The 25,112-nt window shown below is 37.9% G+C and carries 18 protein-coding genes; 13 read left to right on the top strand and 5 right to left on the bottom strand.

Features of this window, described 5'->3' with window-relative positions; all coding sequences use genetic code 11:
- The first annotated feature begins 202 nt into the window (after window positions 1-202).
- The 5 genes from HMPREF0381_RS13980 to HMPREF0381_RS13960 all read left to right on the top strand — a co-directional run bounded on the left by HMPREF0381_RS13980 (window position 203) and on the right by HMPREF0381_RS13960 (window position 5,455).
- Complete coding sequence (locus HMPREF0381_RS13980) at window positions 203-1,000, top strand: class I SAM-dependent methyltransferase (RefSeq protein ID WP_040461571.1); 798 nt, start codon at window positions 203-205, stop codon at window positions 998-1,000.
- A gap of 100 nt (window positions 1,001-1,100) precedes the next feature.
- Entirely contained in the window at window positions 1,101-3,473 is a 2,373-nt protein-coding gene (locus HMPREF0381_RS13975) for a clostripain-related cysteine peptidase (protein WP_008752668.1), read from the top strand.
- 125 nt (window positions 3,474-3,598) lie between these two features.
- The gene (locus tag HMPREF0381_RS15635) at window positions 3,599-3,976 is read left to right on the top strand and encodes a choline-binding protein A (RefSeq protein WP_008752667.1); all 378 of its coding nucleotides are present in this window, start codon (window positions 3,599-3,601) and stop codon (window positions 3,974-3,976) included.
- 148 nt (window positions 3,977-4,124) lie between these two features.
- Complete coding sequence (locus HMPREF0381_RS13965; RefSeq protein ID WP_008752666.1) at window positions 4,125-4,526, top strand: NfeD family protein; 402 nt, start codon at window positions 4,125-4,127, stop codon at window positions 4,524-4,526.
- 14 nt (window positions 4,527-4,540) lie between these two features.
- The gene (locus HMPREF0381_RS13960) at window positions 4,541-5,455 is read left to right on the top strand and encodes an SPFH domain-containing protein (RefSeq protein ID WP_008753534.1); all 915 of its coding nucleotides are present in this window, start codon (window positions 4,541-4,543) and stop codon (window positions 5,453-5,455) included.
- A gap of 52 nt (window positions 5,456-5,507) precedes the next feature.
- On the opposite strand, the gene HMPREF0381_RS13955 is transcribed toward HMPREF0381_RS13960, so the two are convergent.
- The 5 genes from HMPREF0381_RS13955 to secA all read right to left on the bottom strand — a co-directional run bounded on the left by HMPREF0381_RS13955 (window position 5,508) and on the right by secA (window position 13,744).
- The gene (locus HMPREF0381_RS13955; protein ID WP_008752664.1) at window positions 5,508-6,908 is read right to left on the bottom strand and encodes a sensor histidine kinase; all 1,401 of its coding nucleotides are present in this window, start codon (window positions 6,906-6,908) and stop codon (window positions 5,508-5,510) included.
- Entirely contained in the window at window positions 6,905-7,612 is a 708-nt protein-coding gene (locus HMPREF0381_RS13950; protein WP_008752663.1) for a response regulator transcription factor, read from the bottom strand. The genes HMPREF0381_RS13955 and HMPREF0381_RS13950 overlap by 4 nt, the downstream gene beginning before the upstream one ends.
- Window positions 7,613-7,630: 18 nt before the next feature.
- Window positions 7,631-9,988 carry an endonuclease MutS2 gene (locus tag HMPREF0381_RS13945; protein WP_008752662.1) on the bottom strand — a complete coding sequence of 786 codons (2,358 nt, stop codon included), beginning with the start codon at window positions 9,986-9,988 and terminating at the stop codon, window positions 7,631-7,633.
- Between the two features lie 132 nt (window positions 9,989-10,120).
- Window positions 10,121-11,164, bottom strand: a complete 1,044-nt coding sequence (locus tag HMPREF0381_RS13940) for a hypothetical protein (protein WP_008752661.1) — start codon at window positions 11,162-11,164, stop codon at window positions 10,121-10,123.
- A gap of 3 nt (window positions 11,165-11,167) precedes the next feature.
- Window positions 11,168-13,744, bottom strand: coding sequence for a preprotein translocase subunit SecA (gene secA / locus HMPREF0381_RS13935; protein WP_008752660.1), 2,577 nt, complete (start codon window positions 13,742-13,744; stop codon window positions 11,168-11,170).
- Window positions 13,745-14,000: 256 nt separating this feature from the next.
- On the opposite strand from secA, the gene HMPREF0381_RS13930 reads away from it, so the two are divergent.
- From HMPREF0381_RS13930 to HMPREF0381_RS13895, 8 genes are all read left to right on the top strand, one after another.
- Window positions 14,001-15,359, top strand: coding sequence for an MATE family efflux transporter (locus tag HMPREF0381_RS13930; RefSeq protein ID WP_008752659.1), 1,359 nt, complete (start codon window positions 14,001-14,003; stop codon window positions 15,357-15,359).
- Between the two features lie 230 nt (window positions 15,360-15,589).
- Window positions 15,590-17,119 (top strand): sugar ABC transporter ATP-binding protein, encoded by a 1,530-nt coding sequence (locus HMPREF0381_RS13925; RefSeq protein ID WP_008752658.1) that lies wholly within the window; start codon window positions 15,590-15,592, stop codon window positions 17,117-17,119.
- Window positions 17,120-17,121: 2 nt separating this feature from the next.
- Complete coding sequence (locus HMPREF0381_RS13920) at window positions 17,122-18,117, top strand: ABC transporter permease (protein WP_008752657.1); 996 nt, start codon at window positions 17,122-17,124, stop codon at window positions 18,115-18,117.
- Between the two features lie 79 nt (window positions 18,118-18,196).
- A complete protein-coding gene (locus HMPREF0381_RS13915; protein ID WP_008752656.1) occupies window positions 18,197-19,246 on the top strand; it encodes a substrate-binding domain-containing protein in 1,050 nt (349 codons plus the stop codon).
- A gap of 122 nt (window positions 19,247-19,368) precedes the next feature.
- Complete coding sequence (locus tag HMPREF0381_RS13910; RefSeq protein ID WP_008752655.1) at window positions 19,369-21,096, top strand: sensor histidine kinase; 1,728 nt, start codon at window positions 19,369-19,371, stop codon at window positions 21,094-21,096.
- Window positions 21,097-21,140: 44 nt separating this feature from the next.
- Window positions 21,141-21,872, top strand: a complete 732-nt coding sequence (locus HMPREF0381_RS13905) for a response regulator transcription factor (protein WP_008752654.1) — start codon at window positions 21,141-21,143, stop codon at window positions 21,870-21,872.
- Window positions 21,847-22,752 carry a sugar ABC transporter substrate-binding protein gene (locus HMPREF0381_RS13900; protein ID WP_040461568.1) on the top strand — a complete coding sequence of 302 codons (906 nt, stop codon included), beginning with the start codon at window positions 21,847-21,849 and terminating at the stop codon, window positions 22,750-22,752. Before HMPREF0381_RS13905 ends, HMPREF0381_RS13900 begins: the two co-directional genes overlap by 26 nt.
- Before the next feature lie 278 nt (window positions 22,753-23,030).
- On the top strand, window positions 23,031-24,980 hold the full coding sequence (locus tag HMPREF0381_RS13895) for a PTS beta-glucoside transporter subunit IIBCA (RefSeq protein WP_008752652.1): 1,950 nt from the start codon (window positions 23,031-23,033) through the stop codon (window positions 24,978-24,980).
- Window positions 24,981-25,112: the final 132 nt, after the last annotated feature.

Here is a 25,112-nt window from a genome sequence, read left to right as displayed (position 1 = left end):
CAGGTTAAAGATGTAAAGTAAAACGTGGATCGGCAAATTATAAAGATGTAATTCTTTATAATTATTATAAATTTCTTAAAAAGATAAATTTATTGAGTTTTCCATAAAATAGAAGTATGATATAACCTAAGTTAGTAAAAACTAACATAATCAGATTATATATATTTTTATACCGCAGATATAGCGGTAAATGGAGGCTTTTATGAAGATAAAACTTGAAGGTGTTATGGAGACTATGCTTATAACTTTGGATGCAAGGGCAAGAGATTACAGATCTGAAAAATCTATATTAAAGGATAAAAAGTCGGCTGAAATGGTGGATATGATTGACTATGATTTTGGCTCTTTCAGTAATGAAAAAGTGAATCTTTTAGGTATTATTGCGAGAGCCAAGGTTATGGATGATGAGGTGAAAAAGTTTATAGACAAATACCCCGATTGTCATATAGTTTCACTTGGTTCAGGGCTGGATACAAGATTTTTCCGTGTAGATAACGGTAGAATACATTGGTATGATATAGATTTTCCGGAGATAATAAGTTTAAGAAAAAAATTCTTTGAGGAAAACGACAGAGTAAAAAATATTGAAAAATCAGCCCTTGATAAGTCATGGACAAAGGAGATAGATACAAAAGGAGAGAAGCTTTTGATTATTTCAGAGGGGATGATTATGTATTTTTATCCTAAGCAGGTGAAGGAGTTTTTAAATATACTGACAGATAATTTTGAACATTTTGTACTTCATCTGGACTGTCTTTCCAAAAGACTTGTGAATAAGGCAAAAACGAACAAGGCTGTAAAACGAACCAAGTCCGAGTATCATTTTGGAGTTACAAACGGCAAAGAGATTATAGAACTTAATCCTAAACTGAAGCAAATCGGATTTATAAACTTTACAAAACAAATAGCAAAGCAGATGAAATGGTATGGCAAAATCTTTCTTCCAATCATATATCTTATGAATAACAGGCTTGTAATATGCAAATATAATGCAAAATAACAACTGTTTGTAATGATTTATTGCGGTATGCTGAGATTATTGTTAGAATAAACTATGCTTAAAGTATTGTCGGCATAAATAACAAACAGGAGGAGAGAAGATGGGTAGACCCTTATCACATGAAAGAGAGGTTACAGGAACAGGTAAGCGTGTTCTTGGCAGAGGAACATTTACAAGCAATTCGGGCGGAAGCAGGAATTCATCAGGAGGAGGTTCACCATTCGGTATCCTTTTTGTTATAATTATAGCGGTAATAGGTGTAGTTACAGGAAAAACCGATATTATAAGCTCATTACTTGGAGGATTAACCGGCAGTACATCTGTAAATACACAGTCACAACAAGTTAATGTTCAAGATTTGGTATCTACATTCGGAAGTACTGCGGCTTCAAGTATAAGCGGTGTAAGCAATGCATGGAGCGGAGTGAAGGATAACAGAGGAAAACTTGACAGAACGGTAAATGAGAATGCCGAAGAAAAATTTTATAAACCTGCAAGCGGTGATATTGTAACCGTAATGGTATATATGTGCGGTACAGACCTTGAGTCAAAGTACGGCATGGCCACCAATGATCTTATAGAGATGACTAAGGCAAAGCCGTCTGACAATGTCAATGTAATAGTATATGCAGGCGGTGCAAGGGCATGGAAAAACTCTGTAATATCGGCATCCGCCAATCAGATTTATCAGATAAAGGACGGCAAGCTGAAAAAACTTGCAGATGACAACGGGCAACCCTCTATGACCGATCCGAATACATTGGTCAGATTCATAGAATATTGTAAGCAAAATTTTCCTGCCGACAGAAATGAACTTATCTTATGGGATCATGGCGGCGGTTCTGTTACAGGCTACGGATATGATGAGAACAATTCAAATACAGGCTCTATGAATCTGTCAAAGATAAAGTCGGCAATAGCGGCAACAAATATAAAGTATGATTTTATAGGATTTGATGCCTGTTTGATGGCGACTACAGAGAACGCACTGGTGCTTTCAGATTATGCGGATTATCTGATTGCCTCCGAAGAAACCGAACCCGGAACAGGATGGTACTATACAAATTGGCTTACAGAGCTGAGCAATAATACAGCAATACCTACACTTGATATCGGAAAGAGGATAGTTGATGACTTCATTGATGAGAGCAATAAAAGTGCAAGGGGGCAGTCTACCACACTTTCAGTAGTGGATTTGGCGGAGCTTAAAGCTACTATGCCAAGCAGCCTTTCAAGCTTTGCAAAGAATACAGCCTCATATATTGAAAATAATGAGTATAACAGAGTATCTTATGCAAGGACTGCAAGCAGAGAGTTTGCAAAATCCTCAAATATTGATCAGGTAGACCTGGTAAATCTTATATATAATCTTGAGCAGGATGAAAATAATCCTACAATACAGTCAGTATTGGGAGCGGTAAAATATAACAGAACATCTTCAAATATGGCAAATTCATATGGACTTTCAATATATTTTCCATATAAGAAATTGTCAAAGGTGGACAGAATGGTTCAGACTTATGGTGATATAGGTATGGACAGTGAATATACAAGGATGATACAGCAGTTTGCTTCATTACAGGCAAGCGGACAAATAGCGGGAGGAGGAGAAACTACTCCGGCAAATACATTGCCGGGAAGCTCACCGGGAAGCTCAAATGGAAGTAATTCCGGCTCGCTTTCAGTTGCAGATATTGACAGTTTGATATCAAGCCTTATATCGGGGAACATATCATCAGAAAGCCTTGCAAATATAGGACTTGATGCATCAAGTATAGGCTTTTTACAAAATAGAAATATGTCGGATGATATAATCAGAAATTATGTTATATCAAACAGATTTGATGCGTCAAAACTTCAGTGGAATGATATAGACACAACACCTAAGATATATCTGTCGGAAGATGAGTGGAATATGGTATCCGGTATAGAAGAGAAGATGCTTTTGGATGAAGGAAGCGGGTATATTGATATGGGACTTGATAATTTCTTTGAGTTTGATGAAAACGGATATATGCTTGCGGATAAAGAAAGAGCATGGATTGCAATAGATAAGCAACCGGTTGCATACTACCACCTTTCAACCACAAAAAACGGAGATGAAACTATAACAATAGGGCGTGTACCTGTAATTTTAAACGGTGAAAAAGCCAATCTTATAATTATATTTGATAAGGAACATCCGAAGGGATATCTTGCAGGTGCAAATACGGATTATGATGCTGTACAAACAGAAACTGTTGCAAAGAATATAACAGAGATTGTTCAGGGAGACAGGATACAGTTTATATGCTCTTATTACGGATATGACGGCACATATCTTGGTGAGTACAAGATTGATGAAGAGTATGTGGTCGGAAAGAATACTCCAAAAGTATCCTATACAATTATACAGGAAGACAATGAAATTACTTACAAGTTTACAGATATCTACAATAACAGTTATTGGACTCCTGTTCTAAAGAGTAAATAAAATATGTATGTAATTAGACATTATTTTGTAAAAACTATGTAAGACATAAAATCCCAATATAGTTTATACTACAGGTAGACAGTGAAGCTGTCAGAACTTGAGTGAATGGATAGAAGGAGGAATGAATGATGAAGAAAAATTTAATTAAATCGGCAGCAGTATTATTTGCGGCATTTAGTCTGGTTAGTGTGGTAGTTCCCCCATTGACAGCACAGGCGGAAGTTTTGGAACGTATGCCGGCAGATAGAGGTGAGTGGCGTAGAGACGAGCATGGCTGGTACTATATGTTGAATGTAGATGCAGGTATGGGATATGTAAAGAACAGTTGGACAAAGGACAACGGTAAGTGGTACTATTTTGACAACTGGGGATATATGTACAGAAATGCATGGATTAACTATAAGGGTAATTCCTACTATGTAGGTGCTGACGGAGCAATGTGGTACAATGCAAGAACTCCGGACGGTTATAGAGTTGACGGAAACGGAAAGTGGGTTAGATAATCCATAGTTATAAAGTAAAACCTCAAGGTATACCTTGGGGTTTTATTAGCATATAGATATATTTTATGTTATACTATATATGATACTTGTAGTATTATATTTCTAAAGACCTTTAGTAGAGATATCTAATGGCAAAAGAGGAGGAAATATGTTATATTGGGGAATTTTATTTGCTATATTTGCTATAGGCGAGATTATCATTCCCGGTTTGGTTTCGATATGGTTGGCTTTGGCGGCACTTATTATGGTAGTGTTGTCACTGTTTATAAGTTCAACACAGATACAGCTTGCCATATTCTGTATACTTTCATTACTCTTTATTATATTCTTCAGAAGAATCTTCAAAGGCTATATGAAGGGGAAGGAGAGCCTTGAAGTGGAGAAAGTAAAGATAGTGAAGCCTACAGCAGTAGAAGACGGTAAATATGTCTATGATGTAAGATTTAAGGGGGGCATATGGACAGCTGTTTCAGATATGAAGCTGAACGAGGGTGATATTGCCGATATTAGCAGATTTGAAGGAAATAAGATAATAATTGAAAAGAAGTAGAAGGAGATATGACCATGAATGTGATAGGTTATGTTATTGCTGTTGTAGTTCTTGCAATGATCTTTGTGATTACAGCTAAGGGAATAAAGATTGTACCTGAGTCAAGAGTGTATGTAGTTGAAAGACTTGGAAAGTATTCACAGGGATTACAGTCAGGTTTGAACTTTATCAATCCGTTTTTTGACAGAGTGGCTAAGGTGATTTCACTTAAGGAGCAGGTGGTAGATTTCCCGCCACAGCCTGTAATAACTAAGGATAATGCAACTATGCAGATAGATACTATAGTATACTTTCAGATAACCGATCCTAAGCTGTATACTTATGGTGTTGAGAGACCTATATCCGCAATAGAGAATCTTACAGCTACCACACTTAGAAATATCATAGGTGATATGACTGTAGACCAGACACTTACATCCAGAGATACCATCAATACGGCTATGAGATCGGAGCTTGATGAGGCTACGGATCCATGGGGCATCAAGGTAAATCGTGTGGAGTTAAAGAGCATTTTACCGCCTGAAGATATCAGAGTTGCAATGGAGAAGGAGATGAAGGCCGAGCGTGAAAAAAGAGCCAATATCCTTGAAGCACAGGCGAAGAAGGAAAGTGCGATATTGGTAGCGGAAGGTAATAAGCAGGCGGCTATACTTAATGCGGAGGCTGAGAAAGAGACTGCGATAAAGAGAGCGGAAGGTCAGGCACAGGCTATTCTTGAAATCCAAAAGGCACAGGCGGAGTCACTAAGAGTACTTTCGGAAGCTGATCCGAGTCAGAAAATTCTTACACTAAAGGGTATAGAAGCATTTCAAAAGGTGGCTGACGGCAGGGCAACAAAGATTATTATACCTACCGAGTTAAGCGGACTGGCATCACTTGCTACAAGCTTTGCGGAGCTGAATCAAAAAGTCGAATTGAAAAAAGAGTAAAAAAACCGGTACTCCAAAGAAAAAGGAGTACCTTTTTATTATGATATAAAACTTATATTTCTTTGCTTATCGGAAGTGAGAAGATAAATTCCGTTCCTATTCCCACAGTACTGATAACATCTATATTCTCTCCATGTGCCTGAAGGATTTCTTTTACAATAGAAAGTCCAAGCCCTGTACCTTTCTTATCCTTGCCTCTTGACAAATCGGATTTATAAAATCTGTCAAAAATTTTATTCTGCTCATTCTTTGAAATGCCTATACCTGTATCTTTTACGGATACGAATATTTTTTCTTTCCTGATACTTGTCTGTATTGTGATGGAAGAGTTCTGTGAAGAAAACTTGATGGCATTGTCAATAAGATTATACAGCACCTGCTGTATCTTACTGAAATCTGCAAACACATACTGTGAGACATTCAGAAAGATTAGTTCAATGGTGATATTTTTGCTGTTACACTGCACTTCAAAGCTGCTTGCAGTGTTTCTAATCATTTCATTTATATCAAAGCTTGTCTTATTTAATTTTACACTCTCTATAGAGTCAAGTGAGAGTATACTTTCTGTAAGTTTTGTAAGTCTTTTTGTTTCGTCAATTACTCTGTTCAGATACTTTTCAAGCATCTCAGGCGGAATGGTACCGTCCAAAATAGCTTCCAGATAGCCCTTAATAGAGGTAAGAGGAGAGCGGAAATCATGTGATACATTTGAAATAAATTTCTTTTGATAATTTTCCGTATCATCCAGCTTGTCTGACATATAATTCAGTGTGGCGGCCAGATATCCCATCTCATCATTTGAATTTACCTTTATTTCATATTTCAGATCGCCCTCCGCATATGCCTTGGCTCCGTCAGTTATCTTCTTTAGAGGAGAGTATACAATACGTTGGAATACTATCAGTATAATCAAAGATAATAAAAAAACTATCAAAGATGTCATATATACAATATTTAATATATGGTATTGGCTCTGAGTCACATTCTTCATAGGCAGGTGAATTACAACATAGCCATAGGTACGGAAATTGCCTGTAATAGGTGCGGAGACGCTCAAATAGTCCTCGTCAAAGGAGTTGAAGTATCTTCCCACCATATAGGATTTGTTACCTGTAGCTGTAGGGTCAAAATCGGAGATAACGTCCGATACTCTTTTATTCTCGGCATCCACTATTATTTTTCCGTTCTTATTCATTACCCATATCTTGGCATTTAAAAATGTAGCTACGGCTCTAAGTTGCGGATAGCTTTCCTCAAGTGATATATTCTGACCCTCATATACCGTGGAGTAGGTGGAAGCTATCAAATTTGCCTCATCATAGAGTGTTTGGCTTCTGGACTCCACCAGATAGTAATAGGTGAGCTGACTGGATATAGTGGCAATCGCTACAAATCCGGCTACTCCAAAGATTATATAAGCCAGTATAAACTTTATATATAGAGAGAGCCTCATTTCTTGACCTCAAATTTGTAGCCGATACCCCATACGGTAGAGATGGACCAAAACTGATTGTCATGTATCTTCTCACGAAGTCTTTTGATATGCACATCCACAGTTCTGGTATCACCGATATATTCATAGCCCCAGATATTGTCAAGTAGCTGTTCTCTGGTAAAGACCTGATTGGGATGTGAAGATAAAAAGTATAAAAGTTCAAGTTCCTTTGGAGGCATCTCCACATTCTTGCCAAGGTAGGTGACCGCATAATTTGTCATATTCACAACGAGGTCAGGATATTCGACATATTCTCCGCCATTGTGTAATTCGGGAACTGTAATAGTGCTGCTGTTATATCTTCTTATTACCGCCTTGACCCTTGCTATAAGCTCCTTTGAATCAAAAGGCTTTATCATATAGTCGTCTGCACCAAGCTCAAGACCAAGTACCTTGTCAAATACCTCTCCCTTTGCAGACAGCATTATGACAGGTGTACCTGATTTTGCTCTGATTTCTCTACAGACCTGATAACCGTCTATCCCCGGCAACATAAGATCAAGCAGAACAAGATTCGGCTTAAACTCATCAAAGTCATTCAGTGCGGACTCACCGTCACCCACTATTTTTGTTTCATAACATTCTTTCATCAAATATAATGAAATAAGTTCTGCAATATTTTCATCATCATCTACAATTAAAATTCTTTGCTTTTCTGCCATGTTTCCCCTTTAAAATATTTATTTGAAACGAACTATAGTTACAGCATTACCGCCTTCATTGAAGTCGGCTAAAGAGTAGCTCTTTATAAATGATTGCCTCTTAAGATAGGCATGTATTCCCTTTTGTAATGCACCTGTACCTCTGCCATGTATGATACGAACTCCGGGAAGATGTGCCAGTAGAGCATCATCAAGATATTTGTCAAGTTCTGAGCAGGCTTCATCCACATTTTTACCGATAAGATTGATCTCGGTAGATATTGTGGCGGACTTTACCATAGATGAACCTCTGCTCCTTGTTTTATTTTCAGGCTTTTTATCAGGTTCTTCTATCTGTGCAATATCAGATATGTTGACCTGTGATCTTAGTATACCCATCTGTACAAACAGATTTCCGCTTTGGTTCGGAAGCGAAGATACAATACCGTCAAGATTCAGGCTGATAACATGCACACTGTCACCAAGTTTAAGTTCCTTCGGTTTCTTAAGTTTATTTGTCGGTTTTTTAACTTCAACAGACTTGGTATTTTTATTTATGGACTCACGAAGTCTGGTACGCTGTTCTTCAAGTGCAAAGCCCAGACCTGCACCTGAAGCTATCTTATTGATGTTCTTAATTGTATCATCTGCGGTTACTTTTGCTTCCTCCAAGATCTTTCTTGCAGATTCTTTAGCCTCTTCCAGAATTTTTTCTTTCTTAGCCGCTAGATTTTCTTCCTGTTTGTCATAATGTCTTTTGAGGCTTTCAATCTCTCTTTTGTACTTTTGTATGGATAATTTATCCTTTTCTATAATTTGTCTGTCATTTTCAAGTTTTGCAAGCAAATCTTCAAAGTCTTTTGCATCTTTTTCAAGATGTGTACCTGCCTCGGAAATAATATAGTCAGGAAGCCCAAGCTTGCCGGCTATAGCAAATGCATTTGACTTTCCGGGAACTCCTATCAGTATCCTGTAGGTAGGAGAGAGAGTTGCCACATCAAACTCACAGGATGCATTTTCAACCCCGGGTTCATTCAGTGCAAATACCTTCAACTCGCTGTAATGGGTGGTGGCAATACATCTGCTTTTCATCCTGTGCAAAAATGAAAGTATGGATATGGCAAGTGCGGCACCTTCAGTCGGGTCTGTACCTGCACACAGCTCATCAAACAGGCAGAGTGAGCCGGCATCCGCATGGTTTAGAATGTAAACAATATTTTTCATATGACCTGAAAATGTGGACAATGACTGCTCGATACTTTGTTCATCACCGATATCCGCAAATACATCATCAAATACTGACAGTTCGCTGCCTTCAAAAGCGGGGATATGCAGTCCTGACTGCCCCATAATTGTGAATAAACCTACAGTTTTCAGAGAAACTGTCTTACCGCCCGTATTCGGTCCTGTAATAATCAACAGATCGTAAGTATCTCCCAGTGAAATGTTGATAGGTACCACCTTTTTCGTATCAAGAAGTGGATGTCTGCCCTCTTTTATATTGATATAATGTTTTGAGTTAAACTTCGGTTCACTGCCGTTCATCTTTTTTGAGAGATTTGCCTTGGCATATACAAAGTCAAGAAAAATCAGATTTTTTGAATTATTCTCAAGTATATTTATATAATCCGCTGCAAACAAGCTTAAACTTTCAAGTATTTTTTCAATTTCTTTTTTCTCATCCATTGAGAGTGATTTAAGCTCATTGTTCATTCTGATTATTGCAAGCGGCTCGATAAATACTGTAGAACCGGTAGAAGACCGGTCATGTACCACACCTGCCACTTTATTTTTATACTCGCTTTTTATAGGCAGGCAGTATGCACCGTCTCTTTGTGTGATTACCGAATCCATCAGATACTCTCTATGTGCATTCAAAATATTGTTGAGTTCGGTATACATCTTGGAGTTTATTTGATTTATCTTTCTTCTGATATGACTAAGTTCGGGGGAGGCATTATCCGCCATTATTTCCTCCGAGATAATACATCTTGAAAGCTCTTTTTTTAGAGGGCCGCATTCATCAAGTCCTCTAAAGTATTCTTCCAATACATCATATTCAGGGTCGTCACTGTGAAGTCCGTATGAGATTGCCTTAGCCGAAGCATTCAGTATGGACAGGATTTTCATAAGCTCCGCCTGAGAGAGAGAAGAGCCTATCTCAAGCCGTTTTAGCGAATCCTTTATATCTTTTACCTCGGAGAGTGAAAGATTGCCCTTCAGTCTGATTCTGTCAAGTGCGGCAGTTGTATGACTTTGGTTTCTTTGTATTTCTATAATGTCTGTAGACGGCTTTAAATTGCTACAGAGCCTTTTTGCAGGCTCACTGCTTGCCATATCTGTCAGACTGTTTATTATCTTTTCAAATTCCAGTATTTTTAATGTTTTTTTATTCATATAAATCCTTAATTGTTTGATATAGGATTGTAGTCTGTACAATCATAAAAATATTATAGCAAAAAAAATTATTGCTGACAAAAAAACAGTCCTAAAATCATAAGTTTTATCATGATTTTAAGACTGATTATATTATTTATGTGAAAGCTTAAATTCTTTATAAGCTTCTCTTGCTTCAGGACTGAATCCGACCGAAGCATTCGGATAATGCATAGCAATATAGGATATCAAAGCCTCAATAGAGCTTTCGGCACTCTTTTTATTGCTTATTTTGACATTGTGTTCAGTCAGTTTTCCGTTCTCATAAAGATTTATCTGTAATGAAAAGTCTGTACCTACTGTAATTACCAAATACATCTTATGCTTTGTAATGCGATGATACAGCCATACAAGATTATTCAGATTATACATATCAAGTCCGAACTTTGTATTCAGTATAAGGAAATCCTTGTACACATAAGCTCCCAAAGACTTGTCTACATAGTCTGAAATATTGTCAAGCTCACCAAGATTATCTCTAAGTCTTTCGTCCAATGCGCAGAGCCTTTCGTAGTTTTCGGAATTGGCAGACTTTCTGTTGACAGCCGCAATGATAAATCCTATACCTATCACAAAGAGAAGTATTGTACCTCCGACGGCAAAAACCGTTTCCGTTGTGAGTGAGGTATTTGAAAGATAAAATGTATCATATAGAGTACCGTTAGCTCTGTAGGTTCTGTCAGGGTCAATCTCATCGGCTATAGTAGGAAGCTGATTATAAGTATCTTGCTTTACTTCCACTACAAGGTAGTCAACAGGCGCGTCTTTGCCTTCATTGTTTTCATCCTTGGCATATTTATCAAATACCTCAAGCATGGATTTAATCTTTTTGTTTGTAGGATTTGCCTCCAAAAAATAGACTCCGTCATCCGACCTTAAAGTATAAACCTCAGAATCTCCATCACTTGAGCCGTAGCCGGTATCAATTATATCATGTACGGCTACAGCATAAAGACTGTCTTCATTATGCTTTGAAGCACTGGTAAAATAATACCCCTTATCATAAAGCCTCTTTGCAGAGTTGAAGCTGAGTATTACCGCCGACTTGCTCCATGCGAAAAACAAAGCTCCGCCAATCAGTGCTATACCTATGATGATATTTATTATAAAGCCTGCTCCGTTGTTTTTGATTTTCATGAATTATAATGTCATTCCTTTCCTGCCATGGCATTGTTTGTACTTCTTTCCGCTTCCACATGGACATGGATCGTTCGGATAAACCTTTGCTTCAATACGGATAGGTTTTTTAACGGTGCTGTCATCCTTATTGGTTCCGGTTACCTTGGCGGCAGGTTCTCTCTCCACCTTTTGTTCAACCTTTATATGATATAGGATACGTACGGTATCTTCGGCAATACCTCTGGTCATTTCGTCAAACATATCATAGGCGGCCATCTTGTACTCTACAAGAGGGTCTCTTTGACCAAGTGCCTGTAAGCCTATACCCTGACGGAGTTGCTCCATATCATCAATATGGTTCATCCATTTGTTGTCGATAGCCTTAAGAAGCACAACACGCTCAAGCTCACGAATCTTTTCAGCATCAGGGAACTCCGCCTCCTTTGCTTCATAAAGCTTAACAGCCTCTTCCTTCAGCTTATGGATAAGTTCATCCTTTTTCATATTATCGGTTCCGGTACTGTAGTCTGTCGAAGTAAGCGGAATGATTGGAAGTAAAAGTTCATGAAGTTCACTTATATTCCACTCTGAAGAAGGTACTTCATCAGAAATAGCCATATTCACAGAGTGTTCTATAACGTCATTTACCATACGAAGGATGGTATCACGCATATTGTCACCCTCAAGTACCTTGTTTCTCTCTTCGTAGATAACTTCTCTTTGCTCATTGTTTACTTCATCATACTTAAGCAGGTTCTCTCTTATACCGTAGTTGTTGCTCTCTATCTTCATCTGAGCTTTTTCTATAGCTCTTGTAAGCATCTTATGTTCGATCTGTTCATTCTCGGGAACACCGAGTGCATTGAAGATACCTATAAGTCTTTCAGATGCAAAAAGTCTCATAAGATCATCTTCAAGTGAGATATAAAATCTTGACTCACCCGGGTCACCTTGACGACCTGAACGACCTCTAAGCTGGTTGTCGATACGTCTGCTCTCATGTCTTTCAGTACCTATTATCTTCAGACCGCCCAGTTTTACAGATTCGGGGTCAAGCTTGATATCGGTACCACGACCTGCCATATTGGTGGCAATAGTGACGGCACCATGTATACCTGCACCTGCTACAATTTCAGCCTCTTTTTCATGGAACTTGGCGTTGAGTACTGTATGCGGGATACCCTCTTTTTTGAGCATCTTTGAAAGCATCTCGGAGGTCTCTATGGTAATAGTACCTACCAGTACGGGCTGTCCTTTTGCATGAGTCTCTTTGATATCTTCTACAACCGCATGGAACTTTTCTTTTTTGGACTTATAAACCGCATCTTCATGGTCAATTCTTGCAATCGGCTTATTTGTGGGAATGGCAATAACGTCCATACCATAGGTATTTCTGAATTCCTTCTCTTCAGTAAGAGCGGTACCTGTCATACCCGCTTTCTTTTTGAACTTATTAAAGAAGTTCTGGAAAGTGATAGTAGCCAGAGTTCTTGACTCTCTTTGAACATTTACATGCTCTTTAGCTTCTATAGCCTGATGCAAACCGTCAGAATATCTTCTGCCGGGCATGATACGACCTGTAAACTCATCAACAATAAGTACTTCATCATCTTTTACCACATAGTCCTTATCTCTGAACATAAGGTTGTTGGCTCTTAGAGCAAGTATAATACAGTGCTGGATCTCAAGGTTTTCAGGGTCTGCAAGGTTTTCTATATTGAAATATTTTTCTACCTTTTTGATACCCTCTTCAGTAAGATTTACCACTTTATCCTTCTCATTTACAATAAAGTCACCTGTTTCTTCGATTTCGTCTCCCATAAGAGCACCCATCTTTGTAAACTCGGCACTTGCCTCACCTCTTTCAAGCTGTTTTGCAAGCATATCACAAATCTCATAGAGTTTTGTAGATTTGCCTGACTGACCTGAAATAATAAGAGGCGTTCTTGCCTCATCTATAAGGATGGAATCCACCTCATCGATAATCGCATAATCAAGTGAACGAAGCACCTGATCTTTTTTGTAGATTGCCATGTTATCACGAAGGTAATCAAATCCAAGCTCATTGTTGGTGACATATGTGATATCACAGGCGTATTGTTCCTGTCTTTGTTCCGAAGTCATGGAGTTTAGAACGCAACCTACACTTAGACCTAAAAATCTGTGTATCTGTCCCATCTCATCAGCATCACGCTGCGCAAGGTAGTCATTGACAGTTACTATAAGTACGCCTTTGCCGGCAAGTGCATTCAGGTATGCGGGACATGTGGAAACAAGGGTTTTACCTTCACCGGTTCTCATCTCTGCAATACGTCCTTGGTGGAGGACCATACCGCCCATAAGCTGTACTCTAAAGTGTTCCATACCTGTAACTCTGACTGAAGCCTCTCTTACAACTGCAAATGCTTCAGGCAAGATATCATCAAGTGTTTCTCCGTCTGCCAATCTTTGTTTGAACTTTGGTGTAAGTTCTCTTAATTCCTCATCACTCATGGCCTGCATAGTAGGACGCAGACTCTCTATCTTATCAATAGTAGGGTCTATAATTCTAAGCTCTCTTTCACTATGTGTACCAAATATTTTCTCAATAAAATTCATTATGGTTTCTCCAAAAATAAATTAGGCTTAACAACATCTAAGATATAGATTATTGTAAAAGCGTTTATTAATCAAGTTATTTTAGCACTTGAAGAGGACTTTATCAACTTTTAAAAGAAATATTCATATTATGTTCACATTATAGACTCTGTAATGTAAAATAAAAGTCAAAAATGTAAGTGATGAAGCAAAATTTTATATAGAAAAAGGAAGATATAAGTTGTAGAATAGAAAGGATAAACTTTTAGGAGAGAATATGACAGAGAAAAAAGAAAATCGTATGGGAGTGATGCCGGTAGGTAAGTTGCTGTTTGCTATGAGTACACCTATGGTAATCTCGTTTTTGGTGCAATCACTTTACAATATAGTAGACAGTATATTTGTGGCAAGATACAGTCCCGATGCATTGGCGGCGGTATCTTTGGCATATCCGATACAGATACTTATGATAGCGGTATCTGTAGGTACAGGTGTGGGCGTGAATGCACTGCTTTCAAGATCACTGGGTGAGGGCAAGAAAAAAAAGGCAAAACTGACTGCCGACAATGCCATACTCCTAGGTATACTGGCTTCGATTATGTTTGCATTATTCGGTGTATTGTGTACAAAGCTTTTTTTTGACTCACAGACTAAGAGTGAGAGTATCAGACAGCTCGGATATTCATACTTATCCGTTGTTACAATATTCTCATTCGGATTAATGCTTGAAGTGACATTTGAGAGAATTTTGCAGTCTACAGGAAAGACTGTTTTTAATATGATTACTCAGAGTGTGGGAGCAATTATAAATATTATTCTGGATCCTATACTTATTTTCGGATTTTTCGGAGCACCTAAGCTTGGAATAGCAGGTGCGGCAATTGCCACTGTTGCTGGTCAGATAATTGCAATGATTTTATCTTTTATCTTCAATATGAAATATAATGAAGATGTGGATATAAAATTCGGTACACATATATTTATACCTGACTTCGGTATAATCAAACAAATATATAAGGTTGGAATACCGTCTATAGCAATGCAGGCTATGTCAACACTGATGATGCTCGGACTGAATAAAATTTTGGTAACATATTCAGATATGGCGGTAAATGTTCTCGGAATATATTATAAGCTTCAAAGCTTTGTCTTTATGCCTATCTTCGGGCTTAACAACGGTATGACACCTATTGTGGCGTTTAACTACGGTGCTAAGAATAAGGACAGAATAGTAAAAGTACTCAAATATTCCTTTATTACTTCAATCGTGATAATGGTGATCGGTACTGCAATCTTTTGGCTTTTCCCAAAAGAGCTTATGATGCTTTTTAACCCGAATGAAGAGATGATGAAACTTGGAATACCAGCACTTAGAATTTGCAGTCTTTGTTTTATTTTGGCGGCATTTGATGTTATGGCTATTGCAACATTCCAATCCCTTGGCAACGGTATGTATGCGCTGTATGCTTCATTCCTCAGACAATTGGTTTTAATAATTCCTCTTGCATATGTACTTTCAAATATGTTCGGACTTGAGGCTGTATGGTATTCCATTCCGCTTGCGGAACTTGGATGTGCGTTTTTTGACATCTATTTGATGAAGAAGATATATAAGCAGAGAATTGCAAATTTATAGTACAGGTTTATACAGAAATTTTATATTTTACCGCCGGCAAAGCCTGCGGTTTTTTGTGGTTGTAAATACGGTTGAAAACAAAGAAAATTATACAAATAATCAGGATTTTTACAAATACATTATAAAGAAAAACATATATATTAAAAGAAGAACGAAGTAAAAGTGTGAATAACTAATAGTATCGGTAAAAAATTTATATTTGATTTATAAAACTGACAGTAGGAGGGAAAATGGAATCTTACTTATTGGAAATGAAAGGAATCAGTAAGTCATTCGGTCCTGTAAAGGCATTAAAGAAGGCTTCTTTGAATCTGAAAAGAGGAGAAGTTCTGGCATTGATGGGCGAAAACGGTGCCGGCAAGTCCACTTTGATGAATGTACTGAGCGGTTCCCTGCATCCGGATGAGGGTGAGATTTTACTTGACGGTGTACAAAGGGAGATAAAAAACCCTATTCAGGCAAGAAGTCTTGGGATAGTAAAGATTCACCAGGAATTGCAGATTGTACCTGAACTGGATATTGCGGAAAATATTTTTCTCGGAAGATGGCAGACCGCCGGAATCGGATTTGTGCAAAAGAAAAAGATGCATGATATGGCAAAAGAATGTTTGAAGATGCTTGAATGGGAGATGGATACCCGCACTAAACTTAAGGATTTGCGTATAGGGGAACAGCAACTTGTTGAGATTGCCAAGGCCATTTCCTGTGATGCAAAGATTATAGTAATGGATGAGCCTACTTCCGCACTTAGTGAACCGGAAGCAAAAAAACTGTTTCATGTAATTGAAAAATTAAAGAATAAGGGTTGCGGTATTATCTATATTACACATCGTATGGAAGAAGTATTTAAAATATCCGACAGACTCAGTGTAATGAGAGACGGAGAATATATAGGTACCAAGGAAGCAAAGGAGACCGATAATGAGGAGATTATAGCAATGATGGTCGGTCGCTCGGTGGAGGAACAGTATCCGAAAAGAGATGTAAAAATCGGAGATGTAATTCTTGAGGTGAAAAATTTAAACTTCACTCCTCCAAAGGAGAGCTTTAAGCGTTCTCTAAAAGATATCTCATTTAAGGTAAGAGCAGGTGAAGTACTTGGAATAGCAGGGCTTGCAGGCGCAGGACGTTCTGAAGTTTTTGAGAGTATTGTAGGAAAACATGCAACCTGCACCACAGGAGAAATACTGATTGACGGAAAGGCTTTACAGATACGCTCACCTAAAGATGCTATTGATGCCGGAATTTCTTTTGCGACAGAAGACAGAAAGGGTACAGGCCTTGTCCTTGGCAGAAGTATAGGTGATAATATTTCACTTCCTATATATGATCATTATTCAAGCTTTGGATTTATGAGAGACGGTGAACAAAAAAAAGATTGGATTGAATATATGAACAGGTTACATGTAAAAGCCAAGTCTCCAAATGTACCTGTAAGCTCTTTATCCGGAGGAAATCAGCAAAAGGTTATTCTTGCAAGATGGCTTTTGACAAAACCGAAGGTGCTTTTACTTGATGAGCCTACAAGGGGTATTGATGTAGGAGCCAAGGAGGAAATATATCTTTTAATTAATGAACTGGCGGCATCCGGACTTGCAGTAGTGGTGATATCTTCAGAACTTCCTGAAGTGATAGGGATTTGTGATCGTATTATTACTATTTGTGAAGGCAGACTGACAGGAGAAATTTCAAGAAAAGAGGCCACTCAGGAAATATTACTGGCTGCGGCCACCGATAGAAAGGATGTAGTGGAGGCTTAATCATGGATGCTGATAAATTAAAAATTCAAAAAATAGAAAGTTTTTTAAAACAATTTCAAAGCTATATTGCTCTTATAATCATCATAGTGGTAGCTACCCTTATCAATATCAGGGACGGAGAAAATGTATTCTTAAGCGTTCCGAATCTTATGAATGTACTCCGTGCGGTTTCCGAAACCGGTATTATTGCCATAGGTATGACAATGATATTGATTTTAGGAGATATTGATTTGTCAGTCGGCTCAATAGTGGGATTGGTTTCCACAGGCTGTGCATCATTGATGGTAAGAAACGGACTCGGGATGTTTCCGGCAGTGCTTTTAAGTCTTTTAATCGGAGGGCTGTACGGACTTTTTAACGGATTATGTGTAACCAAGCTTAAACTTCAGGCATTTATAGTTACTCTTGCAAGTATGAATATTGCAAGAGGGCTTGCAAGATTTTGGTCAAACGGAGTAGGAATACCTCTGGCATACGGCAAGGGAGAGGGCTTTGCACCTCCTGCTTTCGGATTACTTCAGGAAAAGGCTTTCGGAGTAATACCTGCACCTGTAATTATATTTATAAGCTTGCTTTTGATTTTCCAATGTGTACTCTCAAAGACAGCGTTCGGTCGTAAGGTGTATGCAATCGGAGGAAATAAAAATGCATCATATCTTGCAGGTATACCCGTAGACAGAATAAAGATTATAGCTTTTGTACTTTGCAGTATGTTATCTGCGGTAGCCGCAATGATTCATGCGGCACAGATAAGCCAGGGTGGCCCGAATGAAGGTATAGGATATGAGTTAAATGCGGTTGCGGCCTGTGCTATAGGCGGAACTTCACTGGCAGGCGGAAAAGGAACTATGATGGGTACTTTGGTAGGTGCGGTGATTTTGGGATTGCTTGATAATGTACTTGGACTTAAGGGAGTCAATTCAAATTTACAGTTGATGGTAAAGGGACTCATTATAATCATTGCCGTATTTATGCAATCTGAAAGAAAAGCTGATTAGAATTCTTTATACCGTATATCGGTACTATAAAAATAAATACAGTCTGTAAGATAACAGACATAAAAGGAAGGAGAATTGTATGATGAAAAAAGGTTTTAAGAGAATGCTCACATTTGGAATGGCGGCAGTTTGTGCGTTGGGATTGACTGCTTGTGGAGGCGGAGGTCAAAGTACTTCTACTACAGCAGCTCAAAGTCAGGAGTCAAAAAGTGATGCAGGAGAGAGTAAGAGTGAGGCGACAGGAAAAACAGATAAAAAAGAATTTGTAATCGGTATGTCACAGTGTAATCTGGGTGAGCCATGGCGTGTGGCAATGAATGACCAAATTAAGGCGGCAGCTGAAAAGCATCCTGAATTTAAGGTAATCTATGCCGATGCGGCTCAGGACAATTCAAAGCAGATAGCGGATATCCAAAACTTTATACAACAGAAGGTGGATTTGATTATCACCTCGCCAAATGAGGCAACACCTCTTACAAATGTAGTTAAAGAAGCCTATGAGGCGGGAATCCCTGTAATACTCCTTGATCGTAAGATTGACGGCGATACATATACACAGTTTATAGGTGCCGACAATGTGGATATGGGTAGAGTTGCCGGAGAATATGTAGCCAATACCCTTTTAAAGGACGGCGGAAAGGTTTGTGAAATAAAAGGACTTGAAGGCACCTCAGGCGGAATCGACAGAGATAAGGGATTTAGAGAGGGAATTGCGTCAAATCCGAAGATTGAAATAGTTGCTGTAAACAATGCGGATTGGTTGAGAGAAAAGGCGATTACAGTAGCGGAAGAAATGTTACAGACAAATAAGGAAATAGACCTGTTTATAGCGTTAAATGATCCGATGGCTGAAGGAGCTTATATTGCGGCAAAGCAGGCAGGAAGAGAAAAGGATATTAAGTTTGTCGGCTTTGACGGATTACCTACTCCTGACGGCGGAATAAAGAGTGTTATTGATAAGAGAATCAATATGACACAGGTATATCCTACAGGCGGTGCGGAAGCCATTCAAAGTGCATATGAGTTATTGGTTGAGGGTAAGGAACTTGAGAAGAATATTACATTAAAGTCAGAGGTTGTTATACCTGAAAATGCTGAAGAATTGTTAACCAAATACGGCGGTAAATAGATAAAAACATATTGTAAATATCAATATTATTAAGCGGATATATAAAATTTCGGGGGCAGTATTGCCCCTATTTTAGTTATAAAAAACAGGGGGCTATGATATAATGAAATCGAGGTGCAAGTATGAAAAGAGATCTTTTAATGTTCCAAGGGGCTATGATTTTTTTTGTGGCTGTAGTGTTGACTTTAGCAGGGAATTATATTTATAAAAAAGAAATGCTCAGCTCTCGAATGAGATATATAACAGAGTTACAAAGGCAGCTTGCAAAATCCTTTGAAGTAAAAATAAGTTCTGTGGATGACACCTTGGAAATTTTGGCAAATACGGGAGAAATTAAGAATTATCTTTGCAGTGCGGACGGTGAAAATAAAATCAGGTATGAACAAACAGTGCGTGATATGTTTGATACTTATGAAAATATTCATGAGGACTATTTGAATATGATTTTGGTATCAAATGACGGTGAAAATTATATTTCAAATGATATGTACAGACCGGTACATGAAAGTTTTTATAGCGAAAAATGGTTTTTACAGGCAATACAAAAAGGCAGTTCATATCAGTTTGACAGTGAGCTTAGAAACCTGCAAAGTTGGAAGCACTATGACAGTGACAGTTATATTTCTATTGCAAAGGCTGTATATGAAGGTGAAAAAGCAATAGGCGTATTGATGGTAGATGTATCATTGGAGGAGTTTAAAACGGCATATCAGAATCTTGAATCAGATACGGAAAATTTTTTCTTTTTGATGGATGGAAACGGGAAAATTATTTTGAGTCCAGTTAATAAGATAGTATATAGGGTCAATCCGAATTGGTTTACAGATGATGAAGGTGTAGTGGTTTCTAAAATATATTCAAAAAGTTATAAGTTTGTGTTTAATCGTTTTCGCAACAATAAGCTTTTGATTGTAGGAGCTTATAATATAGATAAGGAAAGATATATACCGCTTAGAATGAGCCAGATTTCAATATGTATGGCAGGAATCTGTTTTTTGGTTGCTATGATATGGTCTGTTTGCTTTCTTTTAAAAATTATTAATCCTTTAACGGAACTTTCATTGTTAATGAGGGCGGCATCAGAAGGAAATTTAGATGTGCGGTTTAGAGGGAAGTGTAAAGATGACATTCAAATTTTGGGAGAATCATTTAATAAGATGGTAGAAAAATTAAAGAAGCTTATGGAAATGATGGAAACAGAACAAAAACAGAAGCGAGAAGCGGAACTGATGGTAATGCAGGAGCAAATCAAACCGCATTTCCTTTATAATACTTTAGATATGATTTCATGGATGGCAAGAAAGCATGGTGCAAATGATATCATACATTTGGTTGAAACTATGTCTGATTTTTTCCGCATAGGTCTAAGTAACGGACATGAGATGATTTCATTGAAGGAAGAACTTAGGATGATTCAAGCATATCTGGAGATTCAAAGTATGCGTTATAAAGATATGTTTACATATGAGATTTTTTGTTCTCCCGATATTCGTGATGAGCTTGTGCTTAGGATGTGCTTGCAGCCTTTGGTTGAAAATTGTTTATACCATGGTATTAAAGAATCTGATAATGCCGATGCCAAAATACAAATTTTTGCTGAACCTGTTTTGTGCGGAATCAAAATACAAATCAGAGATAACGGACAGGAGATAGATGATAATATAATGGAACATCTGAACAGATGTTTAGCTACAAATAATTGGGATGATTGGGTCGGCGGTTTCGGTGTTAAAAATGTAGGAAGGCGATTGTGGCACAGATTTGCAAAGGGTAGCGGATTGATTTATGAGAAGGACAGGAACGGATTTACAATGGTAACATTGTTAATATTAAAAGAAAATTATATATAATGAGATGTTAAGAGGAATTTAAATAATATAAAGAGGTATTAAGTATGAGGAAAGTATTGATTGCAGATGATGAACCTATGATTAGAGACGGTTTGGCAGAAATGCTTACAGGTTTTGAGTCGGGATTGAGTATTGTGGGAAAAGCAAAGAACGGAGTGGAGGCTTTGAATATGGCTGAAATTTTCGGACCGGATATTATTTTGGCAGATATTTGTATGCCTAAGTTGTCCGGACTTGATTTTGTAAGGCAGCTTCGTGAGACGGAAAAATCAAAATCCGACATCATTATCATATCAGGGTATCATGAGTTTGAATATGCCAGACAGGCTATTTCACTTGGTGTAAGAGAATATCTCTTAAAACCGATAAAAGAGGAAGAATTAAAAAGCATTCTGGAAAGGCTGAAGGTTCCGTTCAAAGAAATAAGAAGGCAGAGAAAGGGATTTGTAGGAGAATGTCTGGAGCTTTTAAAGGAACAATATACAAACAGAGATATGGACCTTGGATATGCCGCTTCAAAGCTGTTTGTAAGCCCTGATTATTTGTCACATAAACTTAAAGAGGAGACAGGCTTACGGTTTACACAGTGGCTGATTAAACTAAGGCTTCAAAGAGCAATCGAACTTCTGGAAACGAAAGAGTATTCTATAAACACCGTATCTGAAATGGTCGGTTTTGCAAACCAGCATTATTTTTCTAAAGTATTTAAGCAATACATGGGGGAATCACCAAGGCAGTATGGAGAAAAGTATGACAAAAATCAATATCGGTATTAGAAAGGTATTTACAATATCTTTTATCCTGTTATCTGTTTTAGCAGTATTTACAGTGGAAAAGCTTTATGGTGATAAATATAAAAATGCACAGCCATATTCCTGTTTGGTGGGCATCAGTCTGCCGGAGGTTGAAAATCCTTCACATGGAGAACTTATGGAAGAAATAGATTCTGAAAAACAAAACAGGGATTTGAATGTGATAATGAAAGTTGCCGGAAATGATGATTTACAACAGTGTCGGGATATTGAGCAGCTAGATTCATATGGAGCGGATGTTTTAGTTATTGCCCCGATAGAAAGTGATTTGGTGAGAAAAACTTTAGCCGGGATAAAAAAGCCTGTAATAATTTTGGAAAATCCCGATTTTGCTGATTCGGGTACGGTTTATATGGAATATGACAATGACTTTGGCAGTAGGGTGTTGGCAAAAATGATTTTAAATAAAAATCTTATTGAAAATGGAGTAGTGTTGCTTACAGGTTCAGAGGACGATCCGGTAAATAATCAAAGGAAAAAGACATTTTTAGAATCGTTTACAGATGAACAGAAAGAAAAGATAACGATATTGGAGGCAGGAAAGAACAGGGATGAGGCTGAGAGGGCTATGAAATACTTTTTAATTTCAAGATCCGATATAAAGACCGTGGTGGCACTAAGCGCACAGACATTATACGGCTCATATTTGGCATCTGTAAAGTTAAGAAATTCCGATAAGGAATTTTATAGTATGGATACGAAGAGCAGTATTGATAAGATTGCAAATAAGGAGTTTCACTGGGTTATTTATGACAGTATGGCAAAAAAGATTTTAGATACGGCAGAAGAAATACATAGAGGTATATCGGTTAAAAATAAAATTACTATAGGAGTATTACAATAGTGTTCAGTAAAAAATATTGAATATAAAATAAATTTTTAATCTATTTTACCATTATGGATATATAGTCTGATTTCATATTATAAAAAGAATGAAATAGCTAAACAAAAATCTCAAAATAATATACATAACAGATACTTATATATGTCTGCTTTGTGAATGATTGCTTTATAAATTTATTTATTTTATAATATAGCAAAGATTAAGAGAAAATGTAGTTATTCTACAAGTTCTTAAAAGTTTTTTATAATACTTTTGTTATTTAGATATGGAGGATTGTTATGGATTATCGCAAATCTGCCACAGAAGTACTGGCGGCGATAGGTGGCAGTAAAAATATTGCTTCTGCTGCACATTGTGCCACAAGATTGCGCCTGGTAATAGTCGACAACGGTAAGGTTGATAAAAAGACTATAGAAAATATTGAAGGCGTAAAGGGAGTCTTTGAGGCTTCAGGCCAGTTACAAATAATTTACGGTACAGGTACTGTAGATAAGGTATATGATGAGTTTATAAATGTAGCAGGTATATCAGGTGCTACAAAGGAAGAGGCAAAGGCGGCAGCGGCGGCCAATACAAATATATTCCAAAGATTTATAAAGACATTGGGAGATATTTTTGTTCCTATCATTCCTGCCATTGTGGCTTCAGGATTCCTTATGGGCATCATGAATGCACTTGACTTTATGGTAAAAAACGGATTTTTAAATATTGATACAACATCATCAATATATGTATTTGCAAATCTGTTTTCAAATATAGCATATGTGTTCCTGCCTATACTTATCGGATTTTCAGCGGCGGGAGTATTCGGCGGTAATCAGTACTTAGGTGCAGTTATCGGTATGATAATGATTCATCCGAACCTTGTGAATGCATGGAATATAGCTACCGCAACAGATATACCGATGCAGAATGTGTTCTTCGGACTTTGGAAAATCAAGATGGTCGGATATCAGGGACATGTTATTCCTATAATGATATCGGTTTGGGTAATGTCACATATAGAAAAGAGACTGCACAAAGTGATACCAGCTATGTTTGACCTCTTTGCCACACCTCTTATATCGGTATTTGTAACAGGATACCTTGCACTTGCAGCTATAGGACCTGTATTTGTAATTGTTGAGAACGCTTTCCTAAATGCTGTACAGATGCTTATAGCAATACCTTTCGGTATAGGTTCATTTATAATGGGTGCATTGTATGCACCGACTGTAGTTATGGGTATTCACCATATGTATACAATCATTGATCTGGGGCAGATAGCAAAGTATGGTGTGACATACTGGCTGCCGCTTGCATCGGCTGTAAATGTTGCACAGGGCGGTGCCTGTCTTGCAGTAGCCGTAAAGACAAAGGATCCTAAGATTAAAAGCCTTTGTTTTCCTTCATCACTTTCAGCATTTATGGGTATCACTGAGCCGGCAATTTTCGGTGTAAACTTAAGATTCTTTAAGCCCTTTATTGCAGGATGTCTGGGCGGTGCGGTAGGTGCAATGTTTGCTTCTATCATAAGGCTTGGAGCGACAGGAACAGGTGTAACAGGTATATTCGGAATACTTCTTACACTTTCAAATCCTATCGGATATATTTTGACATTTATTATTGCAATGGCTGTAGCATTTGCCGCCAGCTGGGTACTTACACCGTCAAGTCTTATAGATGCCAACCTGAATACGGAACCTGTGGAAGAGAATAAGGATGCACAGGCACTTGGAAGTGTGGATGAAGCAAAAGCGGATAAGGACTTAAGAGTTGAGGTTAAGCCGGTAAAAGAGGCACCTGTAGATGTAGCATCACCGCTTGGCGGAAAGATTGTTTCTATGGAAGAAACTAAGGATGAGACCTTTATAGCAGGTATCTTAGGAAAGGGTGTATGTATTATTCCTGACGGTGATACGGTTTATGCACCTGATGACGGTACTGTAATAGCACTTATGGGTCATGCGGTGGGCATGAAGCTTAATAATGGCGTTGAACTTATTGTGCATATAGGTGTAAATACAGTTGAGCTTGGCGGAAAGCATTTTGAAGCATTGGTTGCCAACGGAGATAAGTTTAAGAAGGGTCAGGCACTTATGAAGTTTGATTCAAAGGCAATCAGTGAGGCGGGATATCTTATGACAACTCCGGTACTTGTAACAAACAGCTTTGAGTACAGTGATATAACTTGCGTACCTTTTGGTGATGTGGTGGTAGGCGATAAGATACTTACAGCAATTAAATAGACAAAAGGGGCTGTTACACAGAGATTGTGACAGCCCTTTTACTGTATGGATTATTTATTATATTTAAGTATTATGAAGATTAGTTATAGTTTGAGTACTTGGCGGCGTTGCTCGGCAGATGCCAAGACAAAC

The sequence above is a fragment of the Lachnoanaerobaculum saburreum DSM 3986 genome, from assembly GCF_000185385.1.
Lineage (GTDB): Bacteria > Bacillota > Clostridia > Lachnospirales > Lachnospiraceae > Lachnoanaerobaculum > Lachnoanaerobaculum saburreum.
This window is presented reverse-complemented; position numbering and strand designations above follow the sequence as displayed.

Coding starts and splice junctions, on each gene's coding strand:
- HMPREF0381_RS13900 (WP_040461568.1), top strand. CDS start 21,847: ATGACAAAAATCAATATCGGTATTAGAAAGGTATTTACAATATCTTTT.
- HMPREF0381_RS13955 (WP_008752664.1), bottom strand. CDS start 6,908: ATGAGGCTCTCTCTATATATAAAGTTTATACTGGCTTATATAATCTTT.
- HMPREF0381_RS13940 (WP_008752661.1), bottom strand. CDS start 11,164: ATGAAAATCAAAAACAACGGAGCAGGCTTTATAATAAATATCATCATA.
- HMPREF0381_RS13905 (WP_008752654.1), top strand. CDS start 21,141: ATGAGGAAAGTATTGATTGCAGATGATGAACCTATGATTAGAGACGGT.
- HMPREF0381_RS13910 (WP_008752655.1), top strand. CDS start 19,369: ATGAAAAGAGATCTTTTAATGTTCCAAGGGGCTATGATTTTTTTTGTG.
- HMPREF0381_RS13915 (WP_008752656.1), top strand. CDS start 18,197: ATGATGAAAAAAGGTTTTAAGAGAATGCTCACATTTGGAATGGCGGCA.
- HMPREF0381_RS13965 (WP_008752666.1), top strand. CDS start 4,125: ATGTTATATTGGGGAATTTTATTTGCTATATTTGCTATAGGCGAGATT.
- secA (WP_008752660.1), bottom strand. CDS start 13,744: ATGAATTTTATTGAGAAAATATTTGGTACACATAGTGAAAGAGAGCTT.
- HMPREF0381_RS15635 (WP_008752667.1), top strand. CDS start 3,599: ATGATGAAGAAAAATTTAATTAAATCGGCAGCAGTATTATTTGCGGCA.
- HMPREF0381_RS13950 (WP_008752663.1), bottom strand. CDS start 7,612: ATGGCAGAAAAGCAAAGAATTTTAATTGTAGATGATGATGAAAATATT.
- HMPREF0381_RS13945 (WP_008752662.1), bottom strand. CDS start 9,988: ATGAATAAAAAAACATTAAAAATACTGGAATTTGAAAAGATAATAAAC.
- HMPREF0381_RS13975 (WP_008752668.1), top strand. CDS start 1,101: ATGGGTAGACCCTTATCACATGAAAGAGAGGTTACAGGAACAGGTAAG.
- HMPREF0381_RS13980 (WP_040461571.1), top strand. CDS start 203: ATGAAGATAAAACTTGAAGGTGTTATGGAGACTATGCTTATAACTTTG.
- HMPREF0381_RS13930 (WP_008752659.1), top strand. CDS start 14,001: ATGACAGAGAAAAAAGAAAATCGTATGGGAGTGATGCCGGTAGGTAAG.
- HMPREF0381_RS13925 (WP_008752658.1), top strand. CDS start 15,590: ATGGAATCTTACTTATTGGAAATGAAAGGAATCAGTAAGTCATTCGGT.
- HMPREF0381_RS13895 (WP_008752652.1), top strand. CDS start 23,031: ATGGATTATCGCAAATCTGCCACAGAAGTACTGGCGGCGATAGGTGGC.
- HMPREF0381_RS13960 (WP_008753534.1), top strand. CDS start 4,541: ATGAATGTGATAGGTTATGTTATTGCTGTTGTAGTTCTTGCAATGATC.
- HMPREF0381_RS13920 (WP_008752657.1), top strand. CDS start 17,122: ATGGATGCTGATAAATTAAAAATTCAAAAAATAGAAAGTTTTTTAAAA.